General features: G+C 73.1%; 7 protein-coding genes. 2 read left to right on the top strand and 5 right to left on the bottom strand.

Going from position 1 to position 14,119, the window contains the following annotated elements; all coding sequences use genetic code 11:
* Positions 1–251 precede the first annotated feature (251 nt).
* From RBJ65_RS10580 to RBJ65_RS10570, 3 genes are all read right to left on the bottom strand, one after another.
* Entirely contained in the window at positions 252–3,179 is a 2,928-nt protein-coding gene (locus RBJ65_RS10580) for a LuxR family transcriptional regulator (protein ID WP_306318146.1), read from the bottom strand.
* A 135-nt stretch (positions 3,180–3,314) separates the two neighbouring features.
* A complete protein-coding gene (locus RBJ65_RS10575) occupies positions 3,315–6,743 on the bottom strand; it encodes a ferritin-like domain-containing protein (protein ID WP_306318148.1) in 3,429 nt (1,142 codons plus the stop codon).
* Positions 6,740–8,218, bottom strand: coding sequence for an NAD(P)/FAD-dependent oxidoreductase (locus tag RBJ65_RS10570; RefSeq protein ID WP_306318149.1), 1,479 nt, complete (start codon positions 8,216–8,218; stop codon positions 6,740–6,742). The genes RBJ65_RS10575 and RBJ65_RS10570 overlap by 4 nt, the downstream gene beginning before the upstream one ends.
* A 250-nt stretch (positions 8,219–8,468) precedes the next feature.
* Between RBJ65_RS10570 and RBJ65_RS10565 the strand changes: the two genes are divergently transcribed.
* Positions 8,469–10,094, top strand: a complete 1,626-nt coding sequence (locus tag RBJ65_RS10565; RefSeq protein WP_306318150.1) for a tryptophan halogenase family protein — start codon at positions 8,469–8,471, stop codon at positions 10,092–10,094.
* Positions 10,095–10,096: 2 nt separating this feature from the next.
* Positions 10,097–10,693, top strand: coding sequence for a flavin reductase family protein (locus RBJ65_RS10560; protein ID WP_306318151.1), 597 nt, complete (start codon positions 10,097–10,099; stop codon positions 10,691–10,693).
* Here RBJ65_RS10560 and RBJ65_RS10555 read toward each other — a convergent pair.
* Positions 10,605–11,636 carry a LacI family DNA-binding transcriptional regulator gene (locus tag RBJ65_RS10555; protein WP_306318152.1) on the bottom strand — a complete coding sequence of 344 codons (1,032 nt, stop codon included), beginning with the start codon at positions 11,634–11,636 and terminating at the stop codon, positions 10,605–10,607. The genes RBJ65_RS10560 and RBJ65_RS10555 overlap by 89 nt on opposite strands.
* Complete coding sequence (locus tag RBJ65_RS10550) at positions 11,633–14,065, bottom strand: glycoside hydrolase family 2 protein (protein ID WP_306318153.1); 2,433 nt, start codon at positions 14,063–14,065, stop codon at positions 11,633–11,635. The genes RBJ65_RS10555 and RBJ65_RS10550 overlap by 4 nt, the downstream gene beginning before the upstream one ends.
* Between the last annotated feature and the right edge of the window lie 54 nt (positions 14,066–14,119).

The raw sequence follows: 14,119 nt of genomic DNA, 5'->3' as shown, positions 1-14,119 counted from the left end.
TATGCAAGCAACCGGTTCCGGCGGGGAACAAGGGCGGCTCCGTCGGTCAGCGCGGTTGCGTAGGGTCGGCCGCCCGGGGCGGCGCCCGGGGAGCGGACGCGGGCCCCGGATCCGGGGTGCGACCCGCCGTGACGCGCGGGCTGGCGGCACCCGGGCGGGCCGTCACTCGGTATGGGAGGGGCCGCCGCCCGGTGTATGGGAGGGGCCGTCACCGGTAGGGGAGGGGCCGCCGCCCGGTATGGAAGGGGCCGTCACCCGTTACGGGGAGGGGCGCCGCCGGTGCCGGGATGCGTCCGGGCCAGGTCGATGCGGGACTGCAGTCCGAGCTTCCGGAAGATCTGGCGCAGATGGAATCCGACGGTGTGCGGGGACAGGAACATCTGCGCGGCGGCCTGACGGTTCGTCAGCCCTTGGGCGACGAGGTCCGCGACCCGGCGCTCGGTCTCGGTCAGGCTGCCCCATCCCGACGTGGGCCGGTCCTCGTGCGACCAGTGCCGCCGCCGGACCCCGAGCCGACGCAGTCGACTCCGCACCCGTGCCTCGTCCTGCACGGCGCCGAGCCGCGCGTACTCGGCCATCGCCCGCTCCAGTTCCGGTACGGCGGCCGGGCGGTCGGCCCCGTACAACGAGCCCAGGTCCTCGGCCGCGGAGGCCCGGCTCCACGGGTCGCGGTGGGTGCGTGCGGCGCGCCGCAGTGCCTCGGGGTCCTGCGCGTGCAGCCCTTCCGCGTGCGCGGCGGCGGCCGTCGGCGACGGCAGGCTCGGACTGTCGTCGCCGAGCTGCCGCGCGACGCGCACCGTCGTCCCGGCGAGTTCCGTGTCGCCCCGCCCGATGGCGGTGCGCGTCAACCAGGCGGCGGCCGCGGGTTCCTCGGTCAGCAGGACGCGCAGCGCGGTCCGGTCCGCGCGGAACACGGCCAGCGCGGAGCCGACGCCGTCCGGGTCGTGGCGCGCCGCCGCGAGCCGTCCCGCCGTCCATACGGAGAGCGCCTCCGCGGCGACGTTCGTGCCCGGCCCCCGGCGCGCCGCCGTCCGCGCCAGCCGTTCGGCGTGCCCGTCCGCAGCGGCCAGGTCGCCGCGGCGCAGCGCGATGTCGGCGAGCACCTGCCGGCCGAGCGGCGCGTACCGGTGCAGTCCGGCCTCCTCGCCCGCCCGGAGCCCGGCGGTGGCCCGCTCGGCGGCCGTCTCCACGTCGCCGCGGGTGAGGGCGAGGGAGGCTTCGAGGAGGGTGACGGCGCCCCGGAGCACCGGCCATCCCGCCGCCTCGATGTCGGCGTGGAGGGTGCGCAGCAGGGCCTCGGCCTCCGCCGTCTCGCGCAGCCGGGTGAGCATGGCGGCCAGGGCGAGGCGTGGCGGGAACGGCCAACAGGCGCTGTGCTCCTCGTCGCCCGGACGGTCCGGGTCCGCCGCCGTGCGGGCGAGCCGCAGCGCTTCGCCGATCTGACCGGTACGCCAGTGGCAGCGGGCCAGTACGCACAGCAGCCCCGCCGTCGGGGTGCCGCGGCGCTCCGCCTGCCACCACGCCTCCTTCTCGGCGGCCTCCGGGTACAGGTCGGCGAGGCTGTGCAGCCGCATGAGGGAGATCCGCTCCGCCGGACCGCCCGTCGAGCAGGCGTCCAGGGGACGCGGCGACTGGTCCGTGACGGCGATGGCCTGTGCGGGCCGGCCGGCGAGCAGCAGCGCCGAGGTCAGCCGGCAGCGCAGGACGGCCGCGTTCTCCCGGGGCAGGCTCCTGGCCAGGGCCTCCTCCGCCAGGGTGATGGCCCGTGGCAGCGGGCCGGAGCGGGACAGCGCCTCGACGGCGATCCGGACCAGTTCGGGCCGCGCGGGATCCGCCGGGCCGGTGATGTCGAGGGCGCGCAGGGCGAGTTGCGCCGCCGTATCGGGTTCCGTCGCGGTGACGGAGGTCGCGGCCGAGCACAGCACGGTCACCGCGTCGGCGTCGCCCCGCCGGGCGCCGTGCACCAGGTGCGCGGCGGCGGGCAGCACGCCACCGTCCCGGGTAATGATCATCTTGGCGGCCTGCCGGTGCAGCGCCCCGCGCAGCGGTCCGGGGAGCGTCGTGAACAGCGCCAGCCGGACGAGTTCGTGGCAGAACGCGAGGTCGTCGCCCTCGCACACCATGATCCGCGCGTCCAGTGCCTCCCGGAGCGCGGGCAGTGCGGAGGCCGTCGTCTCACCCAGTATCTCCGCCACGTCCTCGGGCGGGACGGCCCGCCCCAAGATGCTTGCCACGTCCAGCAGTTGGCGGGTTTCCGGCCGGAAGGCGGCCACCCGCTGGCGGATGAGCGCGCCGAACCGCCGCGGGACGTAGCCGCCGACGCCTTCCCCGGCCAGCCGGGCCCGGCCGTCGGCTACCCGCAGCCGGTGTTCCTCGGCCAGTCCGTCCAGGAGCGCCGCGAGCGCGGCCGGGTTGCCGTCGGCGCCCTCGGCGTAGGCCAGCAACTCCGGGGTGGGCTCGGCCGCGAGCCGGTCGGCGACCAGGTCGCGTACGGCCGCGGCGTCGAGCGGGGGAAGGAGGATCCGTTCCGCCCGCTCCCCGCTGCCCAGCAGGGTGAACAGGCGGTCGAGCGCCGGGTTCGCCCTCCCGGTGCGGCGGGAGAACAGCCACACGACGGGGCGGGCCGCGAAGCGTGCCGCAAGGGTGCGCAGCGCGGCGAGCGTGAGCTGGTCCGCCCAGTGCAGGTCGTCCACCACGACGAGCATCGGGCCGTCGCACAGCTGCTTCTCCAGGGAGGTCTGTAACCGGTCGATCTGCCAGGTGTGCCGGGCAGCCCCGGCAGGGTCCTGCTCGGGGTCAGGTGCCGCGAGCCGGGCTCCCGGGCCGTGGTGCAGCGCGTCGATCAGCGGCGCCAGGGGAAGGGCGTGGCGGACCTCGTCGGCGGTCGCGTGCACCACCGAGAAACCGCACTGGCGCGCCACGGCCCCGGCGTCGCCCAGCAGCCTGCTGCGGCCGCTGCCCGCGACCCCCTCGACCAGCGCGACGCCCCCGCGCCGGGGAGCGCCGCGGGCGGTGTCGAGGAGGCGCAGCAGCCGCGCCCACTGCTGCTCCCGGCCGCGCAGGCGGGGGGCCGCGGATTCCGGCGGGGTGCGATTGGCCTGCGTACGGGAGGAACTACGGGAGGAGCGGGGGGAGACGGGCGCGGGGACGCCGTGCGGGAGATGGCGGGGGGACGGCAAGCGCACTTCCTCTGGGGGGTACGTGAGGTCAACGGGAGCAAGATCGTCTGAGGGCGCGCGGACGCCCGTCAAGGCGACGCGGCAATTTCGGTGTACGCAGGTTGACGCCCGGCAGGCCCCTACGGCGTGTCCCGCTCACGGGGCTTGCGCCCCGGCCTTCTCGAAGTCCTCGGCGAAGGAGCGCGCGAGGTCGGCGACCCGTGCGGGCAGGCCGGACAACCCGGCGGCGCGGTCGGCGAGTTCGGCGAACCGGCGGCCGAGCACCCGCGCCGCCACGTCCTGGCGGGGGATGACGACCGCGTCCTCCGGGAGCTCGAAGGCGGGGCCCGCCGTCCGCCCCGGCCGGCCTGCGGGCAGCGTCACGAGGTGCTCGGCGAGCGGCCGCATGATGCCGGTCATGACGTCGATCGCCCCGTTCATCAGCCGGGAGCGCCGCAGGCTGGCGTCGGCCGCCGCGCCGAAGTGCTGGACCATGAGCTGGTTCATCAGGAGGCACGCCTCGTCGAACACGGCCATCGCCGCGCGGGCCCGCGGGTCGGTCACCAACTCCCGTGCGGGGTCGCCCGCGTGGCGCGTGGGGTTGCGCGGCACGGGATAGGCCGGGGTCCAGGGCGGGCGCCGGGGGCCCGCTTCGCGGTGCGGGCCGTGCCCGTGGTGCTCGGCGATCAGCAGGTCCGAGATCCGCAGGAAGGTCTCGTAGTGGGAGTCCTCGTCGTGCTCGGCGCCGCGCAGGACATCGCCCTCGCCGTGCTCGGTGACGAAGTCGACGGCGAACAGCGCGCTCGCGACGTCGTCCACCTCCAACTGGTAGTCCGGATGGGCCCAGTTGACCGACTCGCGCATGAACAGGTGGTGTTCACCGCCGCCCCGTCCGCGCCGCACAGGGAAGAGGTCGGGCACGGTGGCGATGCCCTCGCGGATCGCGGCGTACAGATCGCTGAGCGACTGGTACGCGTACGGCTGCCGCCCGTCGTTCCGTACGGGGGCGGTGCCGTCGTCGGCGAGGTCGGGGCCGAGGCCGTGCGGCTGCTCCAGGGCGATGAACCGCTGCACGCTGCCCAGGCCGAACCCCTCCAGGCTGAGGTCGAGCGGTACCCGCAGCCGGTGGTTGACGGTTCCGAAGTCGATCCGCGGCAGATGGAAGGGGAGCCCCATCGCGGTGATGATGTTGTTGATCACCAGGAAGTGCGTCATCTCCTCCCGGGCCACGTTCAGCAGGCTGCCCCGCATGCCGTTGCTGAGGGTCTCCCCGCCGTCGCCGCACGCCAGGCGGAGCTGGCGCGGGCTCCACTCGCCGCGCCTGACCAGTTCGCGGCCCGCGCCGTACAGGGGGATCGACCACGCGGCGTACAAGTACTGCTGCATGACGGCGAGTTCGACGGTGGCGGCCTCGCGCAGCGCCTCGTGGAGCTGGGCGCGGGTGGTGAGGGCGCCGGGGCGGGCGCGCCGGGGCACCGTACGGGGCGGTGGCCTGCGGCCCGCCTCGTCCTGCCGCAAATAGGCGAGCAGCAGCCTGACCTGAGGAGCCGTCATGTCGCGGGAGGACGGCATGTAGTACGTCTTGTCCTTGTTGGCCGGATCGCACATCAGCCAGATCAGCCGGGCGTACGTGGCCACCCGGGAGGCGTCGGCCAGGCTGAAGATCTCGTCCTTCATGAACGAGTACAGCAGTTCGTAGGGGGCGAACACCTCGCGGTGGAGCAGGTCGAAGGTGACCTCGGCGCGGGGGACGGAGTCCAGGTGCCGGGTGTCGGGCAGGACGCGGACGTCCACGGCGCACACCGCCGGCCAGTACCCGAGGCGGTCGTCACCGTCGTACGCGCGGGCGGCGGAGCCGGGCTCGGCCGGATCGCACGGCAGGTCGTCCCCGGCCGGCAGGACCAGCAGCCGGGCGGCGCCGGGGGACGCGCACCGGACGGCGAAGGACGCGCGTCCGTCCGCGTCGGTCGTCACGGCGCACGCCGCGGCCCACCCGCCGTCGTCGGCCCCCTCGTGCGGCGGCGCACCGGGACGGAGGTCCACCGTGCGTACGTCGCCGGACTTCGCGCCGCCGCCCGCTCGCGGATCGGCGGGCAGGGCGCGGGGGTTGAAGAACTGCGCGACCCGCAGTTCGGTCGCCGGCGCGGGGCGGCCCAGACGGTAGGCGCGCAGGCGCACGCAGGTGCCGTGGTCGCCGTCGGCCGGGGTGTGCCGGGGCCCCAGGCGATTCGGGGCGTGCGGCGGCTCCCGGAGAACCGAGGCGTGCCGCGGGTCCAGGAAATCCGGGGCATCCGTTGGCTCCAGGAAGAGCGCGCAGTCGTCGGTTCTGATCACCACTTCCTCTTCCGTCAGCAGCACCCCGGCCGGCTCTCCCGGGGTGGCGGCGATCAGGACGAGGGGCTCGTCCGGCCCCGCGTCTTCCGCGAGTTGGGCCGCGAGGACGGGGTCGGTGGGGACGGTGACCAGGCCGCCGGTGGGATCGGTGTCGGCGAGGTAGGCGGCGGCCGGTACGCGGGCGACCAGCCGGCCGGAGTCACGGGTGCGCAGCTCCAGGTCCCCGACGTCCAGGCGCGGACCGAGCCGGTGCACGGGTCCTGGCCCGGCCGCGGGCGCCCGGTGGGTGACCGGGACGGCGGTGACGAGGTCGAACGTGGTGTGCCCGGGGGTGACATGCACCGCGGCGTTGTGCAGCGGGGTCGCGGCGCCCGACCGGCGCGGCCCGCGGGCGCTGAGCAGGCGGCCCGCCGGCCAGGTCCGCTCCTCCTCGCGGCGCCACGGCGCGATGGTGCCCCGCACCTGCCACACGTCGGGGGCGTCGTTGGCCCGAGGGGTGGCCATGTTGGTGAGCGCGTAGCGCACCACGAGGCCCGCGAAGTCGTCCCCGGTGACGCGTGCTCGCAGTAGTCCGGCCGCTTCGGAGGTCTCCGTACCGGCGAACCATTCGAGACCGTCGTCGGCGTCGACGGCGAACTGGTGGACCACCGAGCGCCGGAAACGGTCGGCCAGCGGGTGCTCGCCGACGTCGAGGACGTACCGGGAGTTGTGCCAGCGGGGCGGCTGCGGCCCGGTCACCGCGCCCATCGCCAGATAGCCGGTCTCGTGCGAGCGGTCCCGCCGGCCGAAGCCGAACTGTCCGGCCAGCACCGTGGTCGTCCAGTCGGACGCCGGGTCGACGTCGAAGACGCGGGCGCGGTTGTGCGTGGTCGCCAGGTGGTCGTTGTAGTGGCCCCAGACGTCCACGTGCCGGCCGACCACCGGGTCGCCGGTGTCGACGTCGCCCGCGGCGCGCTCCCAGCCGGTGATCCGGGCGTCCAGCCAGAAGTGGCCGTTGCCGCCGAAGTTCCAGCCCTTGACGGTGCCGAACCGGCCGTCGGGCGCGCTCCGTCCGTCCGGCTCGAAGCGGTCGCCGAGCCCGTCGAGATGGCGGTGGTACTCCTCGGCCGGGCGGTCCACGGGGAAGGGCCGGCCGTCGCCGGTCAGGGCGCGGTGGCGCGCGAGGTCGTACAGCCCGCCGCGCGGTCCGGTGGGGAGCCGGGTGACCGCGTGACCGGCGAAGTGCAGCCGGGGAAGGTCGAAGACGCTCACCGCGCTCCCTTCAGCGTCGACCCGATCCCGGCCACCGCGGCGAGCGCGGACTCGATGGCGCCGTTGATCCACGCCGGGGTCGTCGAGCAGTGCTCCCCGGCGAAGAACAGCCGCCCTTGTGGACGGGAAGCGCGCCGCACCTCCCGCGCGCACCCGTCGGCGTCGTTGCCCCAGCGCCAGCGGCGTGCGGTGCACCCCTTGCTCCACGGGTGCCCGGCCCAGGCGATGCTCGCCGCGCCCAGGACCGCGCCCGGCTCCTTGAGTTGGGGGTACAGCGGGGCGAGCTCCTCGACGGTGGCGGCGTGCCGGGCTTCGGCGGGCAGCAGCCCGAGCAGGTCGGCGTCCTCGGCGATGGCGTACGAGCCGAGCAGCACCGCTCCCTCGGCCGGATCGCCCTCCCGGGGCGGGTAGTAGGTCTGCCGGGTGCGTCCGCCCGTCGCCGACGCCCCGCCGCGGATGCCGTCCCGTTCCCAGAAGGCGTCCCGGCAGTGCAGCGCCACCTTCGTCGCCGCCCCGTACTCGACGCCGGCGACGATGTCGCGCTTGTCCTCGTCGAAACCGGTCAGCGTCAGGCCGCGCAGTACGGAGAACGGCAGGGTGCACAGGACGGCCGGATACCGCAGGGTCTCGGTCCGGCCGCCCGTGCGCAGTTCGACGCCGGCCGCGTCGCCGCCGGCGTGCACTCCGGTCACCTCGTGGCCGAGGAGGATCGGGCCGCGGATCCGGGCGACGAGGCGGTCGACGATCCGGCTCATGCCTCCCGCGAGGTGGAACAGGTCGGTGTCGGTCTCCAGCAGCAGGTCGTCGAGGAAGCCGTAGAGCCGCGGGCTGCAGGCCGCCCGCAGCTCGGGATGGTCGCGGAAGACGGGCCCGAGCCGGATCCGGTCGGCCTCGTCGCCGTACACGTACGGCGTCAGATCGATGCTGTCGGCGAGCGGGAGCAGTGCCGTCAGGTCGGAGACGAGATTGTCGCGCAGCTCGGCCGGGGCGACCGCGCGGACCATGGCCGCCAGCCACGCCCCGAACAGCACGGTGGCCGTCCGGTAGGACTCCGTGGGGATCTCGCGCCTGAGGTCCGCGAGCAGCGGACCGGAGGCGTCCTTCACTCGTACGTGGCCCTCTTTGGTGGCGAGGTAATTGTTCTCGTCGCTGAGGATGGTGCGGAACGGGTGCAGATCCGGTTCGAGGCCGAGTTCCTTGACGTAGCGCAGAGTCAGTTCGTGGGTGGCGGGAATGCGCATCGCGCCGAGTTCCGCGTAGGGGGCGCCGGGCGTGGTTCCGAAACGGTGCGTGTAGATCCGGCCGCCGATCCGTTCGCTGCCTTCCAGGATCGTCACGCGATATCCGAGCGACTCCAGTTCGCAGGCCGCCACCAGACCCGCGATGCCCGCACCGAGAACCGCGATGTGCGCACGGGGATCCGTCGGCGGTGCCGATTCGGACGCATTCCGTTCCGCTGGAGTTGTTGTCCACATGGCAGACGACTGTGCGCCATTCCCCGGCCCGCCACATCCCTTGGACGAGTGTGCCGGAGAAAGGCGTCCGGACGTCCCGAAGACGCGTGTTCACGCAGGCCGGAAGGCATCCCGCGCGTTCAAGTAGGTTGCGGGGGCGACTGCGTCCAGGCCCCGTGACCCGTGCCTACGCTGGTTCGCGTCCAGCCGCACAGGTTTCCATCGAGCGGCTATCCGGAAGACGACGAGTCGCGATTCGAGAGGTTCTGTCATGGGCCAGACCAGCGGGGACCAGGAAAACCAGGACCGGCGGATCAGAAAGATCGTCATTCTGGGCGGCGGAACGGCGGGCTGGATGTCCGCCGCCTATCTCGCCAAATCATTCGCAGGGACCGTGGACATCACGGTCCTTGAGGCGCCTTCCATTCCGAAGATCGGCGTCGGCGAAGCCACCGTGCCGAACCTCCAAAGGGTGTTCTTCGACCACCTCGGACTTTCCGAGGAGGAGTGGATGCCCGAATGCAACGCGGCCTACAAAGTGGCCGTCAAATTCGTCAACTGGACCACTCCGGGGCCGGGCGAGGCGACCGCCCGCGACAGGGACGGCCGCCCGGACCACTTCCACCACCCCTTCGGTCTGCTGCCCGAGCACGACGGTCTTCCGCTCTCGCACTACTGGGTCCACAACCGCAAGCACGGCGTCACGGACCTCCCGTTCGACTACTCCTGCTTCCCCGGCGTGGCGATCATGGACGAGCGCAGGTCGCCGCGCGACCACGAGGGAAAGCCCGTCACCCGCTACGCCTGGCACTTCGACGCCCACCTGGTGGCCGACTTCCTGCGCCGGTACGCCACCGACAAGCAGGGCGTCGTCCACGTCGAGGACGAGATGACGGAGGCGCTGCGCGACGAGCGCGGGCACGTCACGGCGCTGCGCACCAAGTCAGGGGCGGTCCTCGACGGCGACCTGTTCATCGACTGCTCGGGCTTCCGCGGGCTGCTGATCAACAAGGCCCTGGCCGAACCCTTCGTCGACATGAGCGACCACCTGCTGTGCGACAGGGCGGTGGCGTACGCGCTGCCGCACGACGACGAGGCGCACGGCGTGGAGCCGTACACCTCGGCGATCGCCATGGAGGCCGGCTGGACCTGGAAGATCCCGATGCTGGGGCGCTTCGGCACCGGCTATGTCTACTCCGACGCCTTCGCCACCCAGGACCAGGCCGCCCTGGACTTCTGCCGGTTGTGGGGGCTGAGCCCGGACGAGGTGGGCGACCGGCTCAACCATGTGCGGTTCCGGGTCGGCCGCAACCGCCGCGCCTGGGTGGACAACGTCGTCAGCGTCGGCCTGGCGTCCTGCTTCCTGGAGCCGCTGGAGTCGACCGGCATCTACTTCATCACCGCGGCCCTCTACAACCTCGCGAAGCACTTCCCGGACAAGGGCTTCGACCCCGTTCTCGCCGACCGCTTCAACGCGGAGATCGAGACGATGTTCGACGACACCCGGGACTTCATCCAGGCGCACTTCGCGCTGTCCCCGCGCACCGACACCGAGTTCTGGAAGGCCAACAAGGATCTCCGCCTGGCCGACGGGATCCAGGAGAAGATCGCCATGTACCGGGCCGGCCTGCCGGTCAACCCTCCGACCAGTACGGAGGGTTCGTACTACGACAACTTCGACGTCGAGTTCCGCAACTTCTGGACCAACGGCAGCTACTACAGCGTCTTCGCCGGTCTCGGCCTCGAACCGGACCATCCGCTGCCCGCCCTCGCGCACCGCCCGGAGTCGGTCGCGGGCGCCCAGTACCTGTTCGACCGCGTGGCCGAGGAACAGCGGTCCCTGGCCGCCACGCTGCCCTCGAACCTGGAGCACCTGCGCCGGCTCCACGGCGAGTGACCGTGGGCCGACCCGCCGAGGACGCCGAGGCGTTCCGCACCCTGATGAGCGCGTTCCCCACGGGTGTGGCCGTCGTGACCAGCCTGGACGACGGTGCGGGGCCGCGCGGAGCCACCTGCTCCTCCCTGTGCAGCGTCACCCTCAGCCCGCCCACGCTGCTGGTGTGCCTGACCAGTACCAGCAGCACCCTGGCGGCGATCCGCGAGCGCGGTGGATTCGCGGTGAACCTGCTGCACTCCGGCGCCCGCGACACCGCCCGGACCTTCGCCACCCCGGTGGCCGACCGGTTCGCGACGGTGCCGTGGGAGCCGTTCGGATCCCGCGGGCTGCCCTGGCTGGTACGGGACGCCTTCGCGGTCGCCGAGTGCCGCGCCGACGAACTGACCGTGGTCGGCAGCCACGCCGTCCTGCTCGGCGCCGTGCTCGGCAGCCGGTTCACCGAGGGAGTCCCCCTGCTCTACGGGCTGCACCAGTTCGTCGAGTGGCAACCCGAGTACGAGGACGGGCACTTCACCCCCGAGCCGGCGGCGCCGTCGACCCCCTCGGTGTCAGCGACGGCGTCGGCACGGGGCCCGGGGTCGCCGGGTTGCCCGCGATGAGGTCGAACAGGACGCGCGCCACCTGCGCCCCGAAGCTGTGCACGTCGTGGCTCATCGCGGAGAGCGTGGGGTGGGTGAGGCGGCAGAGCTGGGAGTCGTCCCAGGCGAGCAGGGAGAGGTCGTCGGGGACCGGCACCCCCATCTCCGCGGCGACGCCGAGTCCTGCCACCGCCATGATGTCGTTGTCGTAGACGATCGCCGTCGGCCGGTCGGGGCGGAGCAACAGCGAGCGCGTGGCCCGTGCCCCCTCCTCGTCCGCGAAGCCGGTGTTGAGGTGCAGGCTCGCGTCCAGGCCGAGCCCGCTCAGCGTCGACTGGAACGCCTCCTCGCGGATCGCGCTGTGGCCGAGGTCGGCCGGGCCGCCGACCCGCGCGATCCTGCGGTGGCCGAGCGCCGCGAGATAGCGCACGGCCTCCGTCATCGCCGTACCGTCGTCCGTCCACACGGAGGGCAGGCCGCCCGTGAGGTCCGGGTGGCCGACCGCGACGGCCGGGAGGCCGAGGCGGGAGAGCGGCTCCACGCGCGGGTCGTTCCGGTGGAAGTCGACCAACACGCTGCCGCCGACCTGCCGTTCGCGCCACCACGTCTGCTGGAGGTCGATCTCCTCCTCCAGGCTGGAGACCAGGCGCAGGAGGAGTGAGCAGGAGTGTTCGGCCAGGACGCTCTCGATGCCGGAGATGAACTCCATGTAGAAGGGTTCGAGGCCGAGCAGGCGGGCCGGGCGGCACAGGGCGAGGCCGATGGTGTCCGTGGTGCGGCGCGAGAGGCTGCGGGCCGAGGAGTTGGGGGCCCAGCCCAGTTCCCGCGCCGCCGCGAAGATCCGTTCGCGGGTGGCCTCGGAAAGGCCCGGTTTCTGGTTGAAGGCGATGGAGACCGCGCCCTTGGACACTCCGGCGGCCGCCGCCACGTCCTTGATGGTGACGTTGCGGATCGGGGTGCTCATGCCGGTTCCACGCAGAAGAGGGCCGCGCGGATCGTGTTGGCGCCCGCGCCGTGCGCGCCGGTCAGGCGGATCCGGGCCCGCTCGCCGGGCAGCAGGGTGACCGGGCCGCGGTCGGCGCGGGCGTGCGGGGCGACGCGGTCGGGCTGCAGCAGCAGGTCGCGTACGAGGGTCTGGGCGGTCACCACGACGTCGACTGTATCCGGGTCCCCGCCGACGGTCTCGGTCACGACCGTGAAGCGGGGCTCGGGGTAGCCGAACTCCCGGTCCCGTACGGGAAAGTGGAGCGCGCGCAGGCCGTCCGCGTCCGCCACCAGGAACTCCTTCGTCGAGCCCGGCGCGGGCACCAGCGAGCGCGGTACGGGCAGCCGCGTCACCTCCCGGGCGCCCGCCTTCGCCTCCAGGACCGTCTGCCCGGCGACCGTCCCGTCGGCGCGCACCAGGCGCAGGGTGACCGCGGTGGTCCACGGCTCGCCGCCGAGGTTCGACAGGATCAACTCCGTTACGTCACCGGCCGGTTGGAGTGTAAGGAGCCGGTCCGCGTACACCCGCCGCAGTTCGTGGTGGAGCGGCTTGAGGTGGCCGTCGCCGTCGACCGCGGACCAGGAGCTGACCGGCCAGCAGTCGTTGAGCTGCCATACGACGGTGCCCGCGCAGCGCGGCCAGTGGGCGCGCCAGTGCTCGATGCCGGTGGCGACGGCCCGCGCCTGGACGAGCTGCGTCAGGTAGTGCCAGCGGTCGAAGTCGCCCTGGGGCGGGGCGAAGTGGTGTTCCAGGCCGCGTTGGAGCTTGCCGTTCCCGTCCTCCGCCTTCTGGTGGTGCAGCATGCCGGGGGAGTCCGCGGCGAGCCGTTCACCGGGCAGGGCGCGGCGCAGCGTCGCCATCGCGGGCGGCGCCTGCCAGCCGAACTCGGCGACGAAGCGCGGGACTTCGGACCGGTACGCGGTGTAGTCGCGGCGGTTCCACGCCTCCCACGAGTGGTACGTGCCGTGGTCGGGGTCGTTGGGGTGGTGGTCCCAGGAGCCGGACCAGGGGCTGCCCGCCGTGTAGGGGCGGGTGGGGTCCAACTCGGCGACGACGCGCGGCAAAAGGCCCAGGTAGTAGCCCTCGCCCCAGGAGTCGCCCGCGAGTTCGCCCTCCCAGCCCCAGTCGCGAAAGCCCCACAGGTTCTCGTTGTTGCCGTTCCATACGACGAGGCTGGGGTGCGGCATCAGGCGGCACACGTTCTCGCGGGCCTCGGCCTCCACCTCGCCGCGCAGCGGCTGTTCCTCCGGGTAGGCGGAGCAGGCGAAGGGGAAGTCCTGCCAGACCATGAGGCCGAGCTCGTCGCAGGCGTCGTAGAAGGCGTCGTCCTCGTAGATGCCGCCGCCCCACACGCGGACGAGGTCGACGTTCGCGTCGGCGGCCAGGGCGAGGCGGGTGCGGTAGCGCTCGGGGGTGATGCGGGAGGGCAGGACGTCGTCGGGGATCCAGTTGACGCCGCGTGCGAAGACGCGGACGCCGTTGACGACGAAGGTGAAGCCGGTGCCGTGCTCGTCGGGGCGCTGGTCGATCTCGACCGTGCGGAAGCCCACGCGGCGCCGCCAGGTGTCGAGTTCCGTCGAGCCGTCGAACAGCGTCAACTCGACCTCGTACAGGGGCTGTTCGCCGTATCCGCGCGGCCACCACAGGCGTACGTCGGGGGCGTTCAGGGTGAGTGTCACCGAGTCCCCGTCGAAGGACTCGCGCGCCTCCACCCCAGCCATCGACGCCCCAGCCATCGACGCCCCTGCCACCGAAGCCCGCGCCGTCAGTCGCCGCCCGGCCCCGCTCGCCGTGCGCTCCACCTCAACTCGCAGCTCTACGCGGCCCGTTGAGCCGTCCACCGTCACCAGCGGCCTGATCCGGGCGAGCCGCGCCGTCGACCAGCGTTCCAGGCGGACCGGGCGCCACATGCCCGCCGTCACCACGGTCGGGCCCCAGTCCCAGCCGAAGGAGCAGGCCATCTTGCGGATGTACTGGGAAGGGGCGGGGTAGACGTTGGGTCGCTCACCGGTCAACTCCCGTACCGCTGACGCCTCTTCGTAGGCGGAGGCGAAGTCGACGCGCAGTTCGCCGGAGCGTCCCGTGACGTCGAAGCGGTACGAGCGGTGCATATTGCGGGTGTGGCCGAGCGGCTTCCCGTCGAGGGTGAGGCGGGCCGCCGTGTCGAGGCCGTCGAAGACCAAGTCCACGCGCTCGTACGGGGATTGAGTCGCGTCCACGGAGCGTGCGTATGTCCAGGAGCGGCGGCCCACCCACTCGACCTCGTGCTCGTTCGTGCCGATGAACGGGTCCGGGATCAGGCCCGCGGCCAGCAGGTCGGTGTGGACACATCCGGGGACTCGGGCGGGCACCTCGGTCCCGTCGTGGTCGAGGCTCCAGCCCTCGCCGAGCTGGACGGTGTCCTTCATAGTGCGGCTCCCATCGGACGTACGGCAGGCCTGAGTTGGCGATCCGCGCCAACC

The sequence above is a fragment of the Streptomyces sp. KL109B genome (assembly GCF_030766935.1).
GTDB lineage: Bacteria > Actinomycetota > Actinomycetes > Streptomycetales > Streptomycetaceae > Streptomyces.
Note: the sequence above shows the minus strand (reverse complement) of the source record. Positions and strands in the feature narration are given on the sequence as shown.